The organism is Ramlibacter agri, from assembly GCF_012927085.1.
Lineage (GTDB): Bacteria > Pseudomonadota > Gammaproteobacteria > Burkholderiales > Burkholderiaceae_C > Ramlibacter > Ramlibacter agri.
Map to the genome: position 1 here is coordinate 3,683,064 of NZ_JABBFX010000001.1, position 21,693 is coordinate 3,704,756.

The 21,693-nt window shown below is 69.5% G+C and carries 19 protein-coding genes, 2 tRNA genes and 1 pseudogene; 10 read left to right on the forward strand and 12 right to left on the reverse strand.

What is annotated here, in order from left to right:
- Positions 1 to 32: 32 nt before the first annotated feature.
- Entirely contained in the window at positions 33 to 1,727 is a 1,695-nt protein-coding gene (gene boxC, locus HHL11_RS17960; protein ID WP_425355213.1) for a 2,3-epoxybenzoyl-CoA dihydrolase, read from the forward strand.
- 3 nt (positions 1,728 to 1,730) lie between these two features.
- Positions 1,731 to 3,155, forward strand: coding sequence for a benzoyl-CoA 2,3-epoxidase subunit BoxB (gene boxB, locus HHL11_RS17965; RefSeq protein WP_169419718.1), 1,425 nt, complete (start codon positions 1,731 to 1,733; stop codon positions 3,153 to 3,155).
- 3 nt (positions 3,156 to 3,158) lie between these two features.
- On the opposite strand, the gene HHL11_RS17970 is transcribed toward boxB, so the two are convergent.
- The 3 genes from HHL11_RS17970 to HHL11_RS17980 are packed head-to-tail and all read right to left on the reverse strand — an operon-like array spanning position 3,159 to position 6,630.
- Complete coding sequence (locus tag HHL11_RS17970) at positions 3,159 to 4,628, reverse strand: TRAP transporter large permease subunit (RefSeq protein ID WP_169419719.1); 1,470 nt, start codon at positions 4,626 to 4,628, stop codon at positions 3,159 to 3,161.
- Positions 4,621 to 5,049, reverse strand: coding sequence for a hypothetical protein (locus tag HHL11_RS17975; RefSeq protein WP_169419720.1), 429 nt, complete (start codon positions 5,047 to 5,049; stop codon positions 4,621 to 4,623). The genes HHL11_RS17970 and HHL11_RS17975 overlap by 8 nt, the downstream gene beginning before the upstream one ends.
- Positions 5,050 to 5,067: 18 nt before the next feature.
- Positions 5,068 to 6,630 carry a methyl-accepting chemotaxis protein gene (locus HHL11_RS17980; RefSeq protein WP_169419721.1) on the reverse strand — a complete coding sequence of 521 codons (1,563 nt, stop codon included), beginning with the start codon at positions 6,628 to 6,630 and terminating at the stop codon, positions 5,068 to 5,070.
- 204 nt (positions 6,631 to 6,834) lie between these two features.
- Between HHL11_RS17980 and HHL11_RS17985 the strand changes: the two genes are divergently transcribed.
- The 5 genes from HHL11_RS17985 to HHL11_RS18005 all read left to right on the forward strand — a co-directional run bounded on the left by HHL11_RS17985 (position 6,835) and on the right by HHL11_RS18005 (position 11,118).
- Positions 6,835 to 6,911, forward strand: a tRNA-Pro gene (locus HHL11_RS17985).
- Positions 6,912 to 7,212: 301 nt separating this feature from the next.
- Positions 7,213 to 8,913, forward strand: a complete 1,701-nt coding sequence (locus HHL11_RS17990; RefSeq protein ID WP_169419722.1) for a preprotein translocase subunit SecA — start codon at positions 7,213 to 7,215, stop codon at positions 8,911 to 8,913.
- Positions 8,910 to 9,791: a methyltransferase domain-containing protein gene (locus tag HHL11_RS17995; RefSeq protein ID WP_169419723.1), complete on the forward strand. Its 882-nt coding sequence runs from the start codon at positions 8,910 to 8,912 to the stop codon at positions 9,789 to 9,791. The genes HHL11_RS17990 and HHL11_RS17995 overlap by 4 nt, the downstream gene beginning before the upstream one ends.
- 4 nt (positions 9,792 to 9,795) lie before the next feature.
- Positions 9,796 to 11,064, forward strand: a complete 1,269-nt coding sequence (locus HHL11_RS18000) for a tetratricopeptide repeat protein (RefSeq protein WP_169419724.1) — start codon at positions 9,796 to 9,798, stop codon at positions 11,062 to 11,064.
- Positions 11,042 to 11,118, forward strand: a tRNA-Arg gene (locus HHL11_RS18005). The genes HHL11_RS18000 and HHL11_RS18005 overlap by 23 nt, the downstream gene beginning before the upstream one ends.
- Before the next feature lie 20 nt (positions 11,119 to 11,138).
- On the opposite strand, the gene HHL11_RS34440 is transcribed toward HHL11_RS18005, so the two are convergent.
- The 3 genes from HHL11_RS34440 to HHL11_RS18020 form a co-directional block, all read right to left on the reverse strand.
- Positions 11,139 to 11,747: a fasciclin domain-containing protein gene (locus HHL11_RS34440; RefSeq protein WP_169419725.1), complete on the reverse strand. Its 609-nt coding sequence runs from the start codon at positions 11,745 to 11,747 to the stop codon at positions 11,139 to 11,141.
- A gap of 86 nt (positions 11,748 to 11,833) precedes the next feature.
- Positions 11,834 to 12,595 (reverse strand): anti-sigma factor, encoded by a 762-nt coding sequence (locus HHL11_RS18015; RefSeq protein ID WP_169419726.1) that lies wholly within the window; start codon positions 12,593 to 12,595, stop codon positions 11,834 to 11,836.
- An 8-nt stretch (positions 12,596 to 12,603) separates the two neighbouring features.
- Positions 12,604 to 13,188: an RNA polymerase sigma factor gene (locus HHL11_RS18020; protein ID WP_169419727.1), complete on the reverse strand. Its 585-nt coding sequence runs from the start codon at positions 13,186 to 13,188 to the stop codon at positions 12,604 to 12,606.
- Positions 13,189 to 13,357: 169 nt separating this feature from the next.
- On the opposite strand from HHL11_RS18020, the pseudogene HHL11_RS18025 reads away from it, so the two are divergent.
- Positions 13,358 to 13,876, forward strand: a pseudogene (locus tag HHL11_RS18025) (tripartite tricarboxylate transporter substrate-binding protein); the annotation flags it as partial.
- A 137-nt stretch (positions 13,877 to 14,013) separates the two neighbouring features.
- On the opposite strand, the gene HHL11_RS18030 reads toward HHL11_RS18025, so the two are convergent.
- On the reverse strand, positions 14,014 to 14,976 hold the full coding sequence (locus tag HHL11_RS18030; RefSeq protein WP_169419728.1) for a recombination-associated protein RdgC: 963 nt from the start codon (positions 14,974 to 14,976) through the stop codon (positions 14,014 to 14,016).
- A 225-nt stretch (positions 14,977 to 15,201) separates the two neighbouring features.
- Here HHL11_RS18030 and HHL11_RS18035 point away from each other — a divergent pair, with 225 nt between their 5' ends.
- Positions 15,202 to 16,539, forward strand: a complete 1,338-nt coding sequence (locus tag HHL11_RS18035) for an MFS transporter (protein ID WP_169420094.1) — start codon at positions 15,202 to 15,204, stop codon at positions 16,537 to 16,539.
- On the opposite strand, the gene HHL11_RS18040 is transcribed toward HHL11_RS18035, so the two are convergent.
- Positions 16,540 to 17,238, reverse strand: coding sequence for a glutathione binding-like protein (locus HHL11_RS18040; RefSeq protein WP_342593234.1), 699 nt, complete (start codon positions 17,236 to 17,238; stop codon positions 16,540 to 16,542). It lies immediately after the preceding gene.
- A 56-nt stretch (positions 17,239 to 17,294) separates the two neighbouring features.
- Between HHL11_RS18040 and HHL11_RS18045 the strand changes: the two genes are divergently transcribed.
- On the forward strand, positions 17,295 to 17,981 hold the full coding sequence (locus HHL11_RS18045) for a hypothetical protein (RefSeq protein ID WP_169419729.1): 687 nt from the start codon (positions 17,295 to 17,297) through the stop codon (positions 17,979 to 17,981).
- A gap of 5 nt (positions 17,982 to 17,986) precedes the next feature.
- On the opposite strand, the gene HHL11_RS18050 is transcribed toward HHL11_RS18045, so the two are convergent.
- Genes HHL11_RS18050 through HHL11_RS18065 form a run of 4 tightly spaced genes read right to left on the reverse strand, consistent with a single transcriptional unit; the run spans position 17,987 to position 21,624 of the window.
- Positions 17,987 to 18,466: an ASCH domain-containing protein gene (locus HHL11_RS18050; RefSeq protein WP_169419730.1), complete on the reverse strand. Its 480-nt coding sequence runs from the start codon at positions 18,464 to 18,466 to the stop codon at positions 17,987 to 17,989.
- A gap of 24 nt (positions 18,467 to 18,490) precedes the next feature.
- Positions 18,491 to 19,765 carry an acyl-CoA dehydrogenase family protein gene (locus tag HHL11_RS18055; protein ID WP_169419731.1) on the reverse strand — a complete coding sequence of 425 codons (1,275 nt, stop codon included), beginning with the start codon at positions 19,763 to 19,765 and terminating at the stop codon, positions 18,491 to 18,493.
- 20 nt (positions 19,766 to 19,785) lie between these two features.
- Complete coding sequence (locus HHL11_RS18060) at positions 19,786 to 20,892, reverse strand: phosphotransferase (RefSeq protein ID WP_169419732.1); 1,107 nt, start codon at positions 20,890 to 20,892, stop codon at positions 19,786 to 19,788.
- A gap of 12 nt (positions 20,893 to 20,904) precedes the next feature.
- Positions 20,905 to 21,624: a Crp/Fnr family transcriptional regulator gene (locus tag HHL11_RS18065; protein WP_169419733.1), complete on the reverse strand. Its 720-nt coding sequence runs from the start codon at positions 21,622 to 21,624 to the stop codon at positions 20,905 to 20,907.
- Positions 21,625 to 21,693: the final 69 nt, after the last annotated feature.

Here is a 21,693-nt window from a genome sequence, read left to right on the forward strand (position 1 = left end):
CCCGAGAAGACAGGAAGTACGAGATGAACGCCATGACCGAACCGCTGCTGTTCAAGCAGACCCTGGGCGGCGAGGAGCGCGAGCTGGTGAGCTTCGCCACGCATCCTTCGCGCTATCGCCATTGGAACCTGGCCGTCGACGGCGAAGTGGCGCGCCTGAAGCTGGACATCGACGAGGATGGCGGCATCAAGCCCGGCTACAAGCTGAAGCTGAATAGCTACGACCTCGGCGTCGACATCGAGCTGCACGACGCGGTGAACCGCATCCGCTTCGAACATCCCGCCGTGAAGGTGGTGGTGTTCGAAAGCGGCAAGGAGCGCATCTGGTGCTCCGGCGCCAACATCTACATGCTGGGCCTGTCCACGCACGCCTGGAAGGTGAACTTCTGCAAGTTCACCAACGAGACGCGCAACGGCCTGGAAGACTCCTCGCGCAACGACGGCCTGAAGTCGCTTGCCGCGGTGACCGGCGCCTGCGCCGGCGGCGGCTACGAGCTGGCCCTGGCCTGCGACCGCATCGTGATGGTGGACGACCGCTCCTCCACCGTCAGCCTGCCCGAAGTGCCGCTGCTGGGCGTGCTGCCCGGCACCGGCGGCCTGACGCGCGTCACCGACAAGCGCAAGGTGCGCCGCGACCTCGCCGACATCTTCTGCACGACCAGCGAAGGCGTGCGCGCGGACCGCGCCAAGGACTGGAAGCTGATCGACGGCCATGCGAAGCCGCAAGCTTTCGGTGCACTGGTGGACGGCGAGGTCGCCGCTCTGCGCGCGCAATCCACGCGCCAGGGCCCGGCGCAAGGCATCACGCTGACGCCGGTCAACGCGAAGATCGACGAGCAGGGCTACCACTACGGCCTGGTCGACGTGCAGGTGGACCGCACCACGCGCATCGCCACCTTCACCGTCAAGGCGCCGGCGCAAGCCATCGAGAACACGCCCGAAGCCATCGTCGCCGCGGGCGTCAACTGGTGGCCGCTGCAGTTCGCGCGCGAGCTGGACGACGCGATCCTCAACCTGCGCACCAACGAGCTGGAAGTCGGCACCTGGGTGATCAAGACCCGCGGCGACGCCAACCTGGTGATGCAGGCCGACGCCGTGCTGGAGCAGCACCATGACTTCTGGTTGGTGCGCGAGACGCTGGGCCTGCTGCGCCGCACGCTGGCCCGCCTGGACGTCACGAGCCGCTCGCTGATCGCGCTGGTGGACGAAGGCTCCTGCTTTGCCGGCACCTTCTACGAGCTTGCCCTGGCCTGCGACCGGATCTACATGCTGGACCTGCCCGATGCGCCCGACGCCGCGCCGGCCCTGCGCCTGAACGCCGCCAACTTCGGCCGCTATCCCGAGGTGAACGGCCTCACGCGCCTGCAGACGCGCTTTTGCGAAGACGAATCGACGGTCAAGCAGCTGCGCGACCTGCAGGACAGCCCGCTGCGCGCCGACCAGGCGCTGGAGCTGGGCCTGGTGACCTTGACGCCCGACGACATCGACTGGGAAGACGAGATCCGCCTGATGCTGGAAGAGCGCGCCTCCTTGTCGCCCGACGCGCTGACCGGCATGGAAGCCTCGCTGCGCTTCCCCGGCAAGGAAACGATGGAGACCCGCGTGTTCGGCCGCCTCTCGGCCTGGCAGAACTGGATCTTCATCCGGCCGAATGCGGTGGGCGAGGACGGCGCGCTGAAGCTGTTCGGCACGGGCAAGAAGGCAAAGTTTGATTGGAAGAGGGTTTAACAAATGAGCACGATCGACCTCCAGGCCAAGATCCCCAACAACGTCAGCCTGGCCGACAACCGCCAGCTGCAGCGCGCCCTCGAACACTGGCAGCCCGCCTTCCTGAACTGGTGGGACGAGATGGGCCCGAGCGACTTCAAGGCCAAGGAGGTGTACCTGCGCACCGCCGTCGGCGTCGACGCCCAGGGCTGGGCCCAGTACGGCTACACGCCCATGCCCGACTACCGCTGGGGCATCTTCCTGGCGGACCAGGAAGCGGATCGCAAGATCGGCTTCGGCGACCACAAGGGCCAGGACGTCTGGCAGGACGTGCCCGGCGAGTTCCGCTCCATCTTTCGCCGCCTGATCGTGACGCAGGGCGACACCGAGCCGGCGTCGGTCGAACAGCAACGCCTGCTGGGCCACACCGCGCCTTCGCTCTACGACTTGCGCAACCTGTTCCAGGTGAACGTGGAAGAGGGCCGGCATCTGTGGGCCATGGTCTACCTGCTGCACGCGCACTTCGGCCGCGACGGCCGCGAAGAGGCGGAGGAACTGCTGCAGCGCCACTCCGGCGACGCCGACAAGCCGCGCATCCTGGGCACCTTCAACGAGCCCATGGACAACTGGCTGTCCTTCTTCATGTTCACCTACTTCACGGACCGCGACGGCAAGTTCCAGCTGAAGTCCTTCGCCGAAAGCGCGTTCGACCCGCTGGCGCGCACCACGCGCTTCATGCTGACCGAGGAAGCGCACCACATGTTCGTGGGCGAGACGGGCGTGGGCCGCGTCATCAAGCGCAGCCTGGAAGTGATGAAGGAGCTGGACACCGATGACTGGAAGAAGGTGCGCGAGGCCGGCGCCATCGACCTGCCGACCATCCAGCGCTTCATGAACTTCTGGTTCACCAGCTCGCTGGACCTGTTCGGTTCGGAAGCCTCGTCCAACGCCGCCAACTACTTCGCCAACGGCATCAAGGGCCGGCCGGACGAAACCAAGTTCGCCGACCACGTGGAAGCCGACACCATCATGACGATCCAGGTGCCGGACGGCCAGGGCGGCGTGAAGGACGAGTCGGTCTCGGTGCGCAACGGCATCAACGAGATCACGCGCCTGGAGTACGTGAAGGACTGCAACGTCGGCGTGACCCGCTGGAACATGGCGATCAAGCGCGCCGGCGTGCCCTTCGAGCTGAAGCTGCCGTCCACGCGTTTCCGCCGCCAGGTGGGCATGTGGGCCAACGTGCCGACCAATCCGGAAGGCCAGCCCATCACGCAGGCCGAGTTCGACGCGAAAAAGGACGACTGGCTGCCCACCGACGCCGACGTCGCCTTCGTCAAAAGCCTGATGCAGCGAGTGACCGAGCCGGGCAAGATGGCCGCGTGGATCGCGCCGCCGGACCGCGGCATCAACGCGAACCCGGTCGAATACGAGTACGTGAAGCTGTAAGGCTCACTCCCTCCCCCTCTGGGGGAGGGTCGGGGTGGGGGCAGGTTCCTCCGGCTGCGACATCTCCCGCATGCGCCGCACCAGGTCCTCCTCGGACTCGGGCGGCGCATTTTGCTGCGTGGCGGCCGGCGCTTCGTCCAGCTTGTGCACCAGCACGGGAAAGGCGAACACCGCCGCCAGCACCAGCAGCAGGCCCGCGAGATAAGGCGCCAGCGCGCCCAGCAACACGCGCAAGGTTCCGGCGGCCAGGCCCGAACGCGCCTGCGCCATCAGCACCGCATAGCCCATGGGCGGCAGCAGGAAACTGAGCTGCAGCACCAGCAGGAGCAGCACCGCCGCCTGCTGCGCGTCGCCCAGGCGCAGCACCAGCAGCGGTCCGACCACGGGCACGATCACGAAGATCATCTCGAAGGCATCCAGCACCCAGGCGCAAGCCGCCACGCCGGCGAGCAGGCAGGCGGCCAGCACGGCCGGCGGCCAGCTGGAAGCCTGCGTGAGCTGGGCCAGCCACGGCCCGGTGCCGAACAGGCCGAACACCAGGCTGAAGGTGGTGGCGCCCGCCAGCACCGCGAACAGCGCGCCGCTCAAGGCCAGCGTGTCCAGCAGCACCGCGCGCCAGGCCGCGCGATCGAGCGTGCGCGTCACCAGCGTCAGTACGGCAAGCACGCAGCCGCCGGTGGCCGCGCCTTCCACCGCGAACAGGCGCCCCGTGAACACCGCGGCCAGCAAGGCCAGGATGCCCAGCGTCGCAGCCACGGCGAGCAGCAGGCGCCGCAGCGGCAAGGGTGCTACCTCGTGCTCGCGGCCGCGGCCCTGCCACCAGGCGGCCAGGGCCCACAGCAGCAGTACGAGGGCGGCAGGAAGCAGCGCGGCATGCAGCACGTCCTGCGTGTTCACGATGCGCTGCGTGGCCAGTGCCGACGCTGCGCCCGCCAGGTTCGCTGCTTCGGTGTGCGCGCGCATCATGGCGTCGCCCAGGAACAGCAGCACCAAGGAAGGCGGCACCACCACGCCCACCGTGGCTGCGGCCGCTACCAGCGCCACGCCGCGGCCGGCGGGCAGGGCGGTGAGGCGCGGCGCGACCAGGCGCGCCAGCAGGGCGGAGCTGGACGCCACCGAACCGTTCATGGGCGCGACCAGCGCGCCGAGCGCCAGCGCCGCCAGCGAAGGCGCGGCGCGCGTGGGCCGCAGCGCGCGCGCGAAGGCGCCGAACAGCGCGTCGGCCACCGGCAGCCGCTGCAGCAGCACGCCGATGAAGACGTACAGCGGCATCGCCTGCAGCAGGTCCATTTCCAGCAGGTTCGTCAGGCGCGGGTAAACGGCGCTCAGAACGCTGGAATCGAAGGCGCTGAGCGCGACCCCCAGTGCGGCAAAGAGGCTGGCCACGCCGACGAGCAGGGCCCAGACCGGCAAGCCGGTCGCGACGACCAGCGCCGCCAGCAGCGCCAGCATCCAGAGTCCGGCGCTAGCCATGGCGCATTGCGCGCCGCAGCGCCTGCAGCAGCACCAGGGCGGCCAGCAGCCAGAGCGCGATCCGCACGAGGAAGTAGCCGGGGTCCAGCGTCTCGGGGAATTTCTCCAGCGTGCGCAGCGACTGCCACACCGGCTGCGCCGTGATGACGAGCAGGTACAAGGCCCAGGGCCCGGTGCAGGCGAGCACCGCGATGGCAGCCGCGCGGGGCGAAAGCCGCTGGCGCGCCGCCGCGAGATGCGCGCCGGCCTCGCTGGCTGCCGTCACAGCGACCGCTATGTACAGCGCGAAGAGGACCTGCCCGAGGTCGTTGGCCTGGCGCGAGTAGGCCTGCAGCCAATCGCGCAGCGGCCATTGCGCGAACAACAGCCCCGCCAGCGGCAGCACCAGGGCCGCGGCGGCGAGGAGCAGGCGCTGCGGCATGGCTGCGGCGGGGGGTGGTCAGGCCGCGACGGCCCCGCGTTCGTCCATGCGGAACTGCGCCACCGCCTCGACGAGGCGCATCGCCTGCCGGTTCAGGCTGTCGGCCGCCGCGGCGGCTTCTTCCACCAGCGACGCATTGCTCTGGGTGACGTGGTCGATCTGCGTCACGGCCTGGCTCACTTCCGCGATGCCCTTGGTCTGTTCCTGCGTGGCGCTGCTGATCTCGCCGATCAGCGACGTCATCTGCTGCACCTGCCGCACCACGTCGGCCATGCGGTCGCCCGCGTTGGCGGCCTGGCGTTCGCCGTCGGCCACCTTGCCGGCGCTGGCCTCGATCAGGCCCTTGATTTCCTTGGCGGCAGAGGCGCTGCGCTGCGCCAGGTTGCGCACTTCGGCGGCCACCACGGCGAAGCCGCGGCCCTGCTCGCCGGCGCGCGCCGCTTCGACGGCGGCGTTCAGCGCGAGGATGTTGGTCTGGAAGGCGATGCCGTCGATGACGCCGATGATGTCGGTGATGCGGCGGCTGGCGGCCGTGATCTCGCTCATGGTCGCCACCAGTTCGCCCACCGCATTGCCGCTCAGGCGGGCGGCGGTGCTGGCCTGGGCAGCCATGGCGCTGGCTTCGCGCGTGGTGTCGGCGTTGGTGCGCACCGTGGCGCTCAGCTGCTCCATCGAGGCGGCGGTCTGCTGCAGGTTGCTGGCCTGCTCCTCGGTGCGCTGGCTCAGGTCCTGGTTGCCGGTGGCGATCTGGCCGGTGCCGGTGGCGATGTTCTCGCTGCTCTGGCGCACGGTGTTCACCAGTTGCACCAGGTTGCCGTTCATGCCGGCCAGCGCCCGCAGCAGGTCGGCCGCTTCGTCGTCGCCCTGCACGTGGATGCGCGAGCTGAGGTCGCCGCTGGCTACCGTCCGCGCCACCTGCACGGCGCGGTCGATGCGGCGCACGATGCTGCGGCTGATGGTCCAGGCGATGAACAGCAGCAGGATCGCGGCGAGGACGACGCCCGCCGCCACGACCTGGCCGGTCTGCTCCGCCACCTCGCGCGATTCGGCCTGGGAGGCGCGGGCGCGCTCGCCGATGAGGTCGCTGATGGCGGACATTTCCGATTCGACCTGCTTGTAGATCTTGTGGAAGTCGTCCAGCTTCTGCTGCGCGCCGATGCGGTCCTTGTACGCGAGGTCCACCAGCGTGGTGGCCTGGGCGACGTAGGCGTCGATCTGCGGCCGCGCCTTCTGCAGCGCCGCGCGGGTGTCCGCGTCGATGGCCATCTCGTTCAGCTTGTCCAGCGGGCCGAGGAGTTCCTTGGCGTGGTCGGCCAGTTGCTTGCGGACCGCCGCGACCTCGTCGTGGTCGATTTCGCGCGCGGACACCAGGGCGGCCAGCACGTCGCCGCGCAGCGCGTCGTGGGCCTGGTCGGCCTCCATCTGGAGGCGCAGCACTTCCTGGGCCGCGAGCACGCGCTCGGCGCCGATCGTGAGGAAATGCCGGGCGTAGAGGCCGGCGAGGCCGACTCCCAGCATGAAGGCGACGGCAAGGAGGCTCAGCCCGGTCAGTTTCCGGGCGATGGTCCACTGGAATTGCATTGCGAAAAGGCCTGAGAGACGCGGGGAGTGGGAAGGAGAACCGGCGCGCATCCGCTGCCTGCAGCGGATGGCCACAGCGATTTTTGTAACCACAAGTTATCACAGGGCTCGCGGTACCGGCAAGCGGAACGCAACATGCCGCGCCAGGCGGTCGTCTGGCGCGGAAGAGCGGCAGGCCGGGGCCCGCTTACAATAGCGGTTCGTCGGAGCGTAGCGCAGTCTGGTAGCGCATCTGGTTTGGGACCAGAGGGTCGTAGGTTCGAATCCTATCGCTCCGACCATTCTTCACCCGCCGCGGGCAGCGGCGCGGCTTCCGCATGAACACTTGCTTCGAGACAAAGCTTGAGCGTTTGTGTGCGATTGCATCAGGCCATGGACTTGGCTTAGGGCGTTGCCCTATAAACATTCCTCAGCGATGACGCACATCGTGTCGCTCGAATAGGCGGCCTGCGAAGAACGACGAGGCACAGGGCCGCGGGAGATTCGATTCCTGGTTGACACAACGCGAGGCAAGCGCCCAGCTTTCCTCCGGAGGGAAAGCCATGTCTGCGATCCGTTCGATGCGAGGCAGTCCGCAGTTCCATGTCTAGGCGCGCCTTGCCCTTCGACCAGGCGGTGCTGGCCCCGGGCCGGCCCTATGCCGAACGCGCGGAGGAGGACACCCGCTGGCCCGACGCGATCGCGCGTGCGCTGCACGCGGGCACGGTGGCGCCGCTGCTGCGCGCGGTGGCGGCCTTCACGCCCGAGCGCGAGCGGCTGGTCGCGGCGGTGGCGGTGCGCGAGGAAACCCTGCGGCTGCTTTCCGACGAAGTGCTGCGCCAACGCGCCCATGCGCTGCGCGCGCGGCTGCGCCGCCATGGCTTCACACTGGATGCCGCGGCCGAGAGCTTCGCGCTGGTGCGCGCCGCCGCCCAGCGGACGCTGGGCCAGCGCCACTTCGACACGCAGCTCATAGGCGGCTGGGCGCTGCTGCGCGGACGCCTGATGGAGATGGCCACCGGCGAGGGCAAGACCTTCTGCGCCACGCTGCCGGCCTGTGCCGTGGCCATGGCGGGCTATCCGGTCCACGTCATCACGGTCAACGACTACCTGGCGCAGCGCGACGCCGAGAAGATGGAGCCGCTGTATGCCTACTTCGGTTTCGGCGTCGGCGTGGTGTCGCAAGGCATGGACCGGGCGGCGCGGCGCGCGGCTTACGCGAAGCCCGTCACCTACGTCACCAACAAGGAACTGGCCTTCGACTACCTGCGCGACGGCGTGGCGCTGCAGGGGCGCAGCAGCCGGCTGCACCAGGCGCTGGCCGAGGAGGGGCGCGACGACGGCCCTGTGCTGCGCGGCCTGTACTTCGCCATCGTGGACGAGGCCGACAGCGTGTTCGTCGACGAGGCGCGCACGCCGCTGATCCTGTCGGCCAGCAGCGGCGACGAGGCGGCGGCGGCGGAACAGCTGATCGAACTGAAGGAAGGCGTGCCGCCCACGACGCGGCGCGACACGCTGGCGCGCCTGACCTACCAGCGCCTGTTCCGCCGCTACGTGCACCTGGCCGGCATGACGGGTACGGCGGCCGAGGCGTCCGCCGAGATCCGCTCGGTGTACGGGCTGGAGCTGGCACGCATCCCGCTGCACCGGCCTTCGCAACGCGCGGAGTGGGGCGTGACCTGGTGCGGCAGCGTGGCAAAGAAGTGGGAGCTGGTTGCTGCGGCCGTGCATCGGGTGGCGATGTTGCAGGGGCGCCCTGTGCTGGTCGGCACGCGCTCGGTGGCAGCCTCGGAGCAACTGAGCGCGGTGCTGCGCGCCTTCGGCGTGCCGCATGCGCTGCTCCATGGCAGGCAGGATGCCGAAGAGGGGGAAGTCGTGGCGCAGGCCGGGCAGCCGGGACGCGTCACGGTGGTCACCAACATGGCGGGCCGCGGCACGGACATCCCGCTGGGTGCCGGCGTGGAGGCGCGCGGCGGCCTGCACGTGATCCTCACCGAGTACCACGACTCGCGCCGGGTCGACCGCCAGCTGGTGGGCCGCTGCGCGCGCCGGGGCGACCCCGGCAGCTGCGAAGCCATCGTGTCGCTGGAAGACGAGATCTTCGCGGTGTGCGCGCCGCGCACCAGCGCCTGGCTGCGGCGCCTGAGCAATGGCGGCCTGGTGCCGCCGCCCTCGGCGTTGCAGGCGCTGCGCGCGTGGTGCCAGCAGGCGACCGAGCGCCGCCACAGCGCGACCCGCCGCGCGAACGTGCGGCAGGACCGCCAACTGCATCGCTCGCTGGCCTTCGCCGGGAGCAGCGAGTGAACGTCGCGCGCGCCAGCGCCGGTACCGTAGTGGCCGCACTGGCCAGCGGCCTGCCCGCCAGCGCGGAGCTGGTGAACCGCTACTACGGCCTGTGCATCCCCTTCTACCGCGAGTTCCTCGGCGACCACTGGCACACCGGTTACTACCCGGCCGATGGCGCGTGTGGTCCGCGGGACCAACTTCGCATGGAGCTCGTGATCGCCGACAGCGCGCGGCTGGCCCCCGGCGCCTCGGTGCTGGACGTGGGATGCGGCGTCGGTGGCACCGCCTGCCACCTGGCCCAGGTGCTGGGCGTGCACATGCGCGGCCTCACCCCCGACGCCGAACAGCTCGCGTTGGCGCGCGGGCGCGCCAGCGCGCTGCGGCTCGAGGACCGCCTGGCCTTCGACCTGGGCGGAGCCAGCGCGTTGCCTTACCCGGCCGGCACGTTCGACGCCGTGCTGTTCTTCGAGTCGGCCTGCCACTTCCCGGACCGGCCGCGCTTCTTCGCGGAGGCACTGCGCGTGCTGCGCCCGGGCGGCGTGCTGGCCGGCGAGGACTGGCTGGCGGCGGGGCCGCAGCCTGCACGCGTGCTGTGGAGCCAGCGCATCGCGACGGCCTGGGCGATTCCCGCCCTGGGTTCGCTGGACGACTACGCGCGGCAGATGGCGGAAGCCGGCTTCGCCGTGGAACTGGCGCGCGACATGCGGGGGGAGATGGCGCTGCTGCGCGGCTTCATCGCCGACGCCGGCCGCCGTGACGAAGTGCGGGCCGAGCTGGCGGACACGCCGGACCTGATCCGCAACTCCATCATCGAAGGCCTGTTGGTGCTGGGCGAGGCCGCCGAGCGCGGCGCCTTCACGATCGGCCGCTTCCTGGCGCGCAAGCCGGAGGAATGAAGCCATGGACCGCGCCTTCCTGTTCGAGGAACATGCTTCGGTGCTGCCGCACTGGGTGGGGCGGCACGTGCACGGCGCCACGCTGGTCTGCCTGGACGCGCACCTGGACCTGCAGTTCATCGAGCCGGCGCGCATCGCGCAGCTGCGCGCGTGCCGGGATGCCGCGGCCGTCGCTGCGCTGGAGAGCCCGCATCCGCTGAGCCCGCGGCGCGACGCCTGCTACGGCATCGAGGACTTCCTCTATGCCGCGGCGCAGCTGGGCGTGGTCGGCCGGCTGGTGTGGGTGGCGCCGCCGCACGTGCTGGCGGAGATGGGCGCCGCGCTGCGTGCGCTGCGCCAGATGGAAGGCGTGACGCCCGAGGACATCGCCTCGTTCCAGCGCATGCCTGGCGGCTGGTTCGAAGGCCGGCTGCTCGGTGTGGAACTGGTCGTGGGCGCCCTCGAGGAACTGGTCGCGCTGCCGCTGCCCGAGCCGGTGCTGGTCGACATCGACACCGACTATTTCGTGCAGGTGCCGGAAGACCGCCTCTGGGTGCGGCCGCAAGCCGTGCTGCGCCAGTTGCGCAACTGGCTGGGCGCAGGGCGCGAGCTCACCATCGCCCGCTCGGTGAGCTCCGGTTTCCTGCCGCTGCGGCATCGCTTCGTGTCGGACCTGCTGGCCGCGCTGTGGGAAGGCCGGGCCGAGGACGTGGCCCATGGCCAGGGCCTTCTCGACATGGAGCTGTCCGGATTGCCGCTGCCCGCGCTGCCAGGCAACGACGACCTGCTGCGCCGGCTGGGCGAGATTCGCGCCCACGGCCGGCCGGTGGACCTGGCGAGCGTGCTGGCATTGCGGCGCGAAGTGGAGCGGTCCGAAGAGGACGGCGAACGCCGGGCGACCGAGTGGATCCTGCTGGGCCAGCTGTATGCCGCCTTCGGCAACGCAGCCGAGGCCAGCGAATGCCACGAACAGGCGGAGATCGCCTTCGGCGGCCACCCCGACCTGGCCCTGCAAGTGGGCAAGCTCGAACTGGCGGCCGGCCATCCGCAGGAGGCGCTGCCGTGGCTGCACCTGGCGGCCCAGGACGATGAAACGCGGGTGGCGGCCTGGTACCACCTGGCCCTGTGCGCCGCGGCCCTCAACGACCCCGCGCAGGGCTGGCGCTGGGCCCATGCGGCGCATGAGGCAGCGCCGGCCTGGGACGGCTGCGGCCAACTGGAGCGCGTGCTGGCCGGCGCGGCGGCCCAACCGGGTTACGATCACGCCCTGGCTGCCCGTAGCTCAGTTGGATAGAGCACCTGCCTTCTAAGCAGGTTGTCGGGGGTTCGATTCCCTCCGGGCAGGCCACGTCCAGCGCGCCGTAGCCATCAACCCGGCAACAGCACGTGATCGACCACGTGGATCACCCCGTTCGACTGGTACACGTCCGACGTGGTCACCGTCGCCATGCCGCCCTTCGCGTCGCTCACCACGATGTCCTTGCCGCGCATCATCACGGTCAGCGGCTCGCCTTCCACCGTCACCAGCGTCGCCTTGCCGCCACCGGCGCGGATGCGCTCGGCCAGCGCCATCGCGTCGAGGCGGCCCGCGACCACGTGGTAGGTCAGCACCTGCGTGAGCTTGGCCTTGTTCTGTGGCTGCAGCAGCGTGTCCACGGTGCCGGCGGGCAGCATGCCGAAGGCGGCGTTGGTGGGCGCGAAGACCGTGAACGGGCCCGGCGTCTTCAGCGTGTCCACCAGGCCGGCGGCCTTGACGGCGGCGACCAGCGTGGTGTGGTCGCGCGAGTTCACTGCGTTGTCGATGATGTCCTTGCTGGGGTACATCGGCGCGCCGCCGACCATCTTGGTGCCGTTGGCGCCCATCGCCGACGCGTTCCTGTCCATGGGAACGCCTTGGCCATAGCCATCCGCCAGCGCGGGGAGGGCGGCGGCCGCAAGCAGGGAGGCGGCGCAGGCCGCGAGAAGGTGATGTCGCATGGAATACTCCGTTGATCGAAAGGCGGGTCCGCTGGATTGCGTCCCCACCTCCTGATACGCACGATCCCTGCGACTGGATTCAGCTGCTACACCGGGGCCTGCAGCACCGCGCCCTTCCAGAGCACCGGGCCCGTCGGGCCGCGCTCGCCGGGAACGCCGCCCTTGGGTTCGAGGCTGATCGCCAGCGCCGGCATGGCCGCGCTCGCGCGCGGGATGGGCAGGCGCAGCACCGGCCCGTCGCCGAGCACACCCAGCGAATGCGGTGGTTCGCCAGGGACCAGCCCCCAGAGCTGCAACGACTTCTCCGGCCCTTCCTGGAAGGCCGCCACGCGCTTGAGGGTGGCCGTGCTGCGCGCGGGGTCCAGCGTGACCAGCATGGCAGGCTGCGCGCGGTCGTCGGTGAGCACGGCGACGTAGCGCACGGCGGGCTGCGCCTGCAGCGCCGCGAGCTCGGTGCGCTGCGCGTGCATCTGCTGGGTCAGCTGCAGCGACACGGCCAGCGCCGCCACCGCCGCGGCGCCCGCAGCGAGCGCGCCAGCGCGCCACCAGCGGCTCACGCGATCGCGTACGCGTTCGGGCAGCGAGGGCGTACCCGCTGGAACGACGGCGCGACGCTCCGCCGCCACGAGGTTCTCGATGCGCTTCCAGACGTTCGGATCGGGCGCTTCGCCCGGCTGCAGTTCGGTGAGCGACACCAGGCGCTCCTGCCAGGTGCGCGCGGCCAGCCGCAGGCGCGGGCTGTTGCGTGCCATGGTTTCGAAGCGGCGGCGGGCGGGCCCGCGCAGCGTGCCCAGCGCATAGGCAGCGGCGAGGCGGTCGATCAGTTCGGGACGTTCGAGGATGTTCATCGTGCGCCTCAGGCAAACCGCGCCATGCAGCCGCGCAGCTGTTCCAGCCCGCGCCGGATCCAGGTCTTCACGGTCCCGAGCGGCAGCTTGAGCTGCTGCGCGAGCTCGCTGTGGCTCAGGTCGCGCAGGTAGGCCAGCACCACCACTTCGCGCTGCCGCGCATCCAGCTTGCGCAGGCACTCGTTCAGCGCGAAAGCCTGTTCGCTCGACTCGGTGGCGTCAGCCGGGCCCGGGCCTTCGCCGGCAACCGTCTCCTGGATGCCATCGTCGAGGTCCTGCACGGCATCCGCGCGTTCGCTCGCGCGCCGCCGCAGGAAGTCCAGCGCGCGGCCGCGCACGATCATTCCCATCCAGGCGAGCGGCGGGCTGAGCGTCTCCTTGTACGCGGCGGCCGAGCGCCAGATCGTCAGGAAAGCCTCCTGCAGCACGTCTTCGGCCCATTCGCGCCGGCCGACGATGCGCATCGCCAGGCCGAAGAGGCGGCTCGCGCTCAGGTCGTAGAGCTCGCGCAGGGAGGTTTCGCTGTCGGCCTGCCGGGCCGCCACGCGGTCCAGGAGGGCGACGAGCACCTGGTCAGGATTGAGGGAGGTCATCAGGTGGTTACGCAGCAAGGGACCAACCGGATTCAGCCCCGGCTGGTCAGTCGCTCATGGTACCGAGCGCAGCCGGAGGCCGTCGCCGCTCGCCCGGGCGCAAGCGGCCTATCCCGACCACCCCGTGCGCTTCATCGTCGGCTTCGTGCCAGGCGGCCCCAACGACCTCATGGCCCGATTGCTGGGCAACCAGTTGGCGGGCCAGCTGGGCCAGCCGGTGCTGGTGGAGAACAAGCCGGGCGCGGGCGGCATCATCGGCAGCGACTACGTCGCCAAGGGCGCGGCCGATGGCTACACGCTGCTGTTCGCGAGCGCGCCGTTCGTGATGGCGCCGGCGCTGCAGGCGCGCATGCCCTTCGACACGGTCAAGGACTTCGCGCCCATCACCAAGGTGGCCGAGTCGCCGATGGTGCTGCTGGTGTCCGCGGAGTCGAAGTTCAAGACCGCAGCGGACCTGATCGCCTACGCGAAGCAGAACCCGGGCAAAGTGAACTAAGGCTCGGGCGGCGTTGGCAGCACGCCCCACCTGACCACGGAGTACCTCAGCACGCTGACCGGCGCGAAGTTCACGCACATCCCGTACAAGGGCGGCGGCGATTCGCTGAAGGCGCTGCAGGGCGGCGAGATCGACATGCTGATCGACAGCATCACCAGCATGGGCGGCGCGCTGCAGTCGAGACGCGGGCGCGCGGTGGCGATCTCCTCGAAGCAGCGTTCGCCAAAGTTGCCGCAGGTTCTGTCCGTGATGCGTTGCCCGACGATGCCGCGCGCCGCCAGGTGCTGGTCGACAACCCGGCGCGCCTCTACGGCTTCGTCTGAAAAAGCTCAGGCAGCAGCCGCGGCTGCCTCTTCGGCCTTGGGCGCTTCTTCGCCTTGCTCGCCGCCCAGCGCCTCGATCAGGTCGGGCAACAGGGCCGAGAATTCGCCGGTGAAGATGGCCGCATCGGTGTCGAAGCCGTCGTCGTCCTTGCCCGGCTTGTCCACGCCATCCATCACCACGTCCAGCAGCTTCAGCTTGCGCAGCGTGCCGGCGTCGCTGAGGACGAAGGACATGCGGTCGTTCCAGGTCATGGCCAGCTGCGTCGGCACCTTGCCGGCCGCGATGTGCTGCGCCACCTCGTCGATCTCCAGCGTGTGGCGCGCGTAGCGCACGGTGGACTTGTTCTCGTCGGGCGCCTTCAGCTCGCAGTCGCGGTCGATGGTGAAGTTCCACGGCGCTTCGCGGGTGCTGAGCCAGTGCGACATCGCCGCCGAGGGCGAGGTCTGCGTCTGCACCGGCTGCAGGTCGATGTTGCCGGTGCCGGGCACCTGTGCGAGCGCGTCGAGCAGCGCGGTCACGATGCGGTCGGCGCCCGCCAGGCTGGGGCTGTCCACCACCAGGAACTTGTGGATCGTGTCCAGCCACAGCAGCGTGCTGGAACGCTTGGTGAAGGCGCGCGGCATCAGGTCCAGCAACGCCTCCTCCTTGAAGTCCTTCTTGACCTTGGCCGGCACGCGCTCGTTGCCGGTTTCGGCCTTGTAGCGTTCGACCTTTTCGTCGATGGCGGCCTTGATGGCGGATGAGGGCACCGCGCGCTTCTCGGTGGCCAGCTTCACGATCAGCTGGCCATTGAGGCTTTCGGCCAGGATGCTGCTCTTGCGGCCGCGCGGCGCGACCCAGCCCTGCGACTCGGGCTGGGTGGCGCCGCAGGGCAGGAACTGGGCTTGCTGCAGGATGGGCTCGAGGGCTTCGAGCGGCGGCAGGACGAAGTCGTCGGCGATGCGGAAGTAACAGGCGCTCTTGAACATGGCTGCGGCCGCCGGGAGGACCGGCGGCGGGAAAAGATCGGGGAGGGCGCGCACGCGGCGTGCGCTTGGGGCGGGGGGGCGGTGGTCCGCCCCGGCGAAGGTTCAAATTCTAGTGGGGCGAGGGGGTGTCGTCGCGCGGGTATAGTCGCGCCGGTGCAGAAGAACGACACCGCGCCTGCAGCGTCCGCACGGGACGGGCTGCCGGCGCCGCAGCGCTATTGGGCCATGGCGGCCATCCTCCTGGGCATGACGCTCTCGGTCCTGGACGGATCCATCGTCAACCTCGCCTTGCCTGACATCACGCGCGATTTCGGCGCCTCGCCGTCGGCGGCGGTCTGGGTGGTCAACGCCTACCAGCTCGCCACCTTGGGCCTGCTCCTGCCCTGCGCCCACCTGGGCGACCGCCTGGGCTACAAGCGGGTCTACCTGGTCGGACTGGCCGTGTTCTTCATCGCTTCGATCGGCTGCGCGGTCTCGCATTCGCTCGTGATGCTGTCCGTCTTCCGCGCGCTGCAAGGCCTGGGCGCGGCCGGGATGATGTCCGTGAATTCTGCGCTGGTGCGCCTGACCTACCCGGTGGACATGCTGGGACGGGCGCTCGCAATCAACTCGGTGGTGGTTGCCGCCGGCTCCGTGGCGGGCCCCAGCATCGCCGCGCTGGTGCTGTCGCTGGCTTCCTGGCCCTGGCTGTTCTTCCTGCAGTTGCCTTTTGGCATGGCGGTGTGGTGGCTGGGGCGGCGCGCGCTGCCTTCCAATGCGGCCGCCTCCGGCGGTCCGCCGCTGTCACCCCTGGACGTGGCGCTGAACATGGCGCTGTTCGTGCTGATGTTCCTGGGCGCCGACATGCTGGGCGCGCGGCGCGGCGAGTCGCCGGCCGCGGGCGGCTCCCTGCTGCCGGCCGTGGCGATGCTGGCGGGCGCGGTCGTCGTGGCCTGGGTCTACCTGCGGCGCCAGGTGCGCGAGGCGACGCCGCTGTTTCCGGTGGACCTGCTACGCATTCCGGTGTTCGCGCTGTCCATGTGCACGTCGGTCTGCGCGTTCGCGGCGCAGACGCTGGCTTTCGTCACCTTGCCTTTCCTGCTGCTGGAAGGCCAGGGCCGCAGCCACTTCGAGGCGGGCATGCTGATCACGGCGTGGCCGGCGGCCATCGTGGTGGCGGCGCCGATCGCCGGGCGGCTGATCCACCGCGTGCCCGGCGGGCTGCTCGGAGGCATCGGCCAGGGCGTGCTGGCCCTGGGCCTGGCGCTGGTCGCGATGCTGCACGGCACGCCGCCGGCGTGGGACATCGCGTGGCGCCTGGTGCTGTGCGGGATCGGCTTCGGGCTGTTCCAGTCGCCCAACAACCACACCATCGTGACCAGCGCGCCGCTGCGGCGCGCCGGCGCGGCGAGCGGCATGCTGGGCACCGCGCGCCTGACCGGCCAGTCGCTGGGCGCGGTGCTGCTGGGGATCATCTTCAGCGTCTGGGGCGTACACGACGCCGGGCCGACGATCGCGCTGTCGCTGGCAGCGGCGATGTCGGCGGCGTCGGCGTGCTTCAGCCTGTTGCGGCTGCGCGGGTGATCAACGCCGCTGGTACTGCGTCGCCCCGAACAGGATCTCGCGCGACTTGTCGTCGGTGATCTCCTGGCGCAGGTCCTGCAGCACCTTCACGCCGCGCTGCACCGCCGGCCGGGCCGCGATGGTGTCGAACCATTTCTTCAGGTGCGGGTAGTCATCGAGCACGATGCCCTGCTTCTCCCAGCTGCGCAGCCAGGGGAAGGTGGCGATGTCGGCGATCGAGTACTCCTTGCCGCCCAGCCAGGGGCTGGCCGCCAGGCGCTTGTCGATGACCCCGTACAGGCGCTTGGCCTCGTTGGAATAGCGGTCGATGGCGTACTGGATCCTTTCCTTGGAATAGCCGCGGAAGTGGTGCGCCTGGCCCAGCATGGGGCCCACGCTGGCCATCTGGAACATCACCCACTGCAGCACCTCGTACTTCTCGCGGTCGGTGGCGGGCAGGAAGCGGCCGGTCTTGGCCGCCAGGTAGACCAGGATGGCGCCCGATTCGAACAGCGTGATCGGCTTGCCGTCTGGCCCGTGCGGGTCGACGATGGCCGGGATCTTGTTGTTGGGGCTGATGGCCAGGAACCCGGCCTGGAACTGGTCGCCGGCCGCGATGTTCACCGGGATGGCTTGGTACGGAAGGCCACATTCCTCCAGCATGACGTGGACCTTGTGGCCGTTGGGCGTCGCCCATGAGTAAACCTCGATCTGCTCCACTATCGAAACCTCCTGTTTCAATTGATAATGTCCACTTTAGGACAAAGCCCCAAGGCATGTTCGAACGCATCAAGAAGGCCTTTTTACGCGATGCGAAGGGACCGTCCGGCGCGCCAGCTTCCCAGCTGTCCGCGCACGGACCGCTGTCCGAATGGGCGCATTCGCGCGGCATGACGTTTTCCAACGCCGCCCTGTCCAGTGCCGTGTCGATGCAGGGCAAGGTGGGCGGCCGCTCGTGGAAGATGGAGCTGGGACGCCCCACGCGGGACTACATCGGCGGCGAGGAACTGCGTGCCCGCGCCGAACTGGGCGTCAACGACGAAGTGGCGGCCATGATCATCAACCGCCCGCTGAAGGAGTCGCTGGAGCGGCGCGCCTACAGCATGATCACCGACACGCTGCAGACCACCGCCTCGCCCAACCTGCCGGAGGAAATGCGCTGGCTGGCCATGTACGACGAGATCGGCTGGGAAGCCGTGGCCGACGCCTTCTGGCAGCGCTATGCCGTGCTGTCCGACCGCCGCGAGCACGCGCTGGCCTGGGTCGACTCCAACCTCGTGAACCTGCTGTTGCATTGGCCCCAGCCCGGCCCCTCGGCCAGCACGCCCTTCCTGGTGGTGCTGCTGCGCGGCAAGTGCTACCTGCGCATGCAGTACCAGCCGGCCGACACCAGCACGCTGGAGCATGCGGCGACGATCTTCACCAGCGCCTGCGAGAGTGCGCTGTCGGGGTTCAAGAAATAGTTTCGTCATCCCCGCGCAGGCGGGGACCCAGGGCGCCGCCGATAGACCACTTCAAACTGCTCGCAGGCCACGAGCATGTTTTCCAGAAACTGGCGATCCGCCTTGGCGCACTCACGCGTGAAATACTGCCGGTGCGCCCGCTGCCAGTACGACAAGGATCCATCTCCTTCGCCCTCCAAAGCGGCAAATTCCGCGCTGACTGCACTGAAGGGCATGACGTCGAAGGCCCGGGTCTCGATCACGCACAGTGGCTCGCCGGCCCAGTTGGTCACGATGCTGAGGTCGCCCGGCTGCGGAAGCCGCTTGCCCTTGGCCTCGAACGACCAGACGGAACTCGCGGTCGCGCGCTTGCTGCCTTGCAGGACCAGCGCTGCGAGTTCGTCGGCAAGCTGTTCGTTGTCGCCGAAGGAGAAGGCTTCGTAGAAGCGCGCCTCGTCCGCGGCGAAGCCGTACCAGAAGGCGGCTAGACGGGCAGGGACCGGCATGGCCGCAACCCCGGTCGGAGGCGGTCAGGAGCCGCGCGTGATGGGCACGCCAGACTCCCGCCCATACGTCCCGTACTTCCCCAGCTCCCACTTGGCGATCGCATTCCGATGCACCTCGTCGGGCCCATCCGCGTAGCGCAGCGTGCGCGCGCCAGCGAAGGCATACGCCAGCGGGAAGTCCTCCGACACCCCGCCGGCGCCATGCACCTGCATCGCCCAGTCGATCACCTGCAGCGCCATGTTGGGCGCCACCACCTTGATCATCGCGATCTCGGTGCGCGCCACCTTGTTGCCGGCCACGTCCATCATCCAGGCCGCCTTCAGCGTGAGCAGGCGTGCCATGTCGATGCGGCAGCGGGCTTCGGCGATGCGCTCCTGCGTCACGGTCTGCTGCGCCACGGTCTTGCCGAAGGCGGTGCGCGACAGCGCGCGGCGGCACATCAGCTCCAGCGCGCGTTCGGCCATGCCGATCAGGCGCATGCAGTGGTGGATGCGCCCCGGCCCGAGCCGGCCCTGCGCGATCTCGAAGCCGCGGCCTTCGCCGAGCAGGATGTTGCCGGCCGGCACCTTGACGTTCTCGAAGTACATCTCCGCGTGGCCGTGCGGCGCGTCGTCGTAGCCGAACACGCTCAGCGGCCGCACGATGCGGATGCCGGGCGTGTCCGCCGGCACGATGATCATGCTTTGCTGCGAATGCTTGGGCGCTTCGGGGTCGGTCTTGCCCATGGTGATGAAGACCTTGCAGCGCGGATCGGACGCGCCCGAGATCCACCACTTGTGGCCGTTGATCACGTAGTGCTCGCCCTGGCGCTCGATGCGCGTGGCGATGTTGGTCGCGTCGGACGAGGCGACCTCGGGCTCGGTCATCGCGAAGGCGGAGCGGATCTCGCCATCCAGCAGCGGCTTCAGCCAGCGGTCCTTGATCGCCTCGGAGCCGTAGCGGGCGATCGTCTCCATGTTGCCGGTGTCGGGCGCCGAGCAGTTGAAGACTTCGGACGCCCAGGTCACGCGGCCCATGATCTCGGCCAGCGGCGCGTATTCCTGGTTGGTGAGGCCGGCGCCTTCGTAGCCCGACGCTTCGGCGGTGTCCACCGGCAGGAACAGGTTCCACAGCCCCGCCACGCGCGCCTTCTTCTTCAGGTCTTCGATGACCGGCAGCGGCGTCCAGCGCCTGCCCGCCTCGGTGTTGGCCTGCAGCTGCTCCGCGCAGGTCTTCTCGGCCGGGTAGACGTGGTCGTCCATGAAGCGCTGCAGCCGCGCCTGCAGGTCCTGCGTCTTGGCGGAGTAGGCGAAGTCCATGGGTCCCTCCCTCGTGAGTGTCAGGCGCGCTGGGCGTAGCTCCAGGCCAGTTCCGCCATCGGGCGCGCGCTGGCGCCGGAGGCCGCGGCCTGGGCGCTGGACGCGGTGCCGGCTTCCACCCGCTTGGCGATGCCTTGCAGGATGGCGGCGATGCGGAACATGTTGTAGGCGAGGTAGAAGTTCCAGTCGGCCTTCAGGTCGGCGACGGTGGCGAGGCCGGTGCGGTCGCAGTAGCGGCGCATGTACTCGTCTTCGCCGGGAATGCCCAGCGCCTTCAGGTCCAGCCCGCCGATGCCGCGGAAGGAGCCGTGCGGGATGTGCCAGGCCATGCAGTGGTAGCTGAAGTCCGCGAGCGGATGGCCCAGCGTCGACAGCTCCCAGTCCAGCACCGCCACCACGCGCGGCTCGGCGGGGTGGAACATCAGGTTGTCGAGGCGGTAGTCGCCATGCACGATGGAGACCTTGCTCTCGTCGCGCGCCGCCGCGGGGATGTGCGCGGGCAGCCATTCCACCAGCTTCTCCATCGCCGGAATCGGCTGGCTCATGGGGCCGGCGCCGTCGGTGGATGCCTTGTATTGCTTGGTCCAGCGGCCGATCTGGCGTTCGAAATAGTTGCCCGGCTTGCCGTAGCCGGCCAGCCCGCGCGCCGCGAAGTCCACCGTGTGCAGCGCCGCGATGACGCGGTTCATCTCGGCGTAGATCTCGCCGCGCTGCGCGGTGTTCATCTCCGGCAGCGCCTGGTCCCACAGCACGCGGCCCTGCTTGAACTCCATGACGTAGAAGGCCCGGCCGATCACGCTCTCGTCCTCGCACAGGCAGTCCATGCGCGGCACCGGCACGTCGGTGCCGGCCAGGCCTTTCATCACGGCGAACTCGCGCTCCACGGCGTGCGCCGAGGGCAGCAGCTTGGCCACCGGGCCCGGCTTGGCTCGCATGACGTAGCTGCGCCCGGGCGTGTCCAGCTTGTAGGTGGGGTTGGACTGGCCGCCCTTGAACATCGACACGGCCAGCGGGCCGCGGAAGCCTTCCAGGTTCTTCTCCAGCCAGGCCTGCAGGGCCGGGATGTCGAAGGCGTGCCGGTCCGACACCGCCTTGGTGCCGACGAAGTGGTCGAATTCGCTGCTCATTGCCTCTGTCTCCTAGTCGTCGGCCTCGACGATGCGCAGCAGCGCTTCGCGGTTGCGCACCACCAGCCCGCCCGGTTCGATGCGGATCACTTCCTCGCGCTCCATCGCCTTCAGCTCCTGGTTCACGCGCTGGCGTGAAGCGCCAAGCAGCTGCGCCAGTTCTTCCTGCGCCAGGTGCAGGCCGATGCGGATCTCGCGGTTGTCGGAAAGGGAAGGCGTGCCGTAGCTGCGCACCAGGTGGGCCAGCTGCTTGGCCAGGCGCGCGCGCAGGGGCAGGGTGTTCAGGTCTTCGACCAGGCCGAACAGCTGGCGGATGCGGCGCGCCTGCAGCCGCAGCATGGCCTCGTACAGTTCGACGTGCTGCGCCAGGATCTTCTGCAGGTCGGCCCGCGTCACCATCAGCATCGTGGTGTCGCCGTGGGCGTAGGCGTCATGGGTGCGGCGTTCGCCGTCGAAGATGGCGACGTCGCCGAACCAGATGCCCGGCTCCACGTACTGCAGGGTCACCTGCTTGCCGGTGATGGAGGTGGAGCTGACGCGCACCGAGCCCTTGGCGACGGCGCTCCAGAATTCGGCCGGGTCGCCGCGCGCGCAGATCAGCTCGCCGTCCTTGTAGCGCTTGACGAAGGCGCAGCGCAGGATGTCGTGCCGCAGCGAAGGCGAGAGGGTGGAGAACCAGCGGCCGGCATTGATCGCGGCGCGTTCTTCGACGGTGAGGATCGGGTCGTCCATGCTGCAGCCATTTTCGCGCGCGTGATGGGCGGATCCGCTCAGGGTTGTCACCTGAGCGTCTGCGACGAG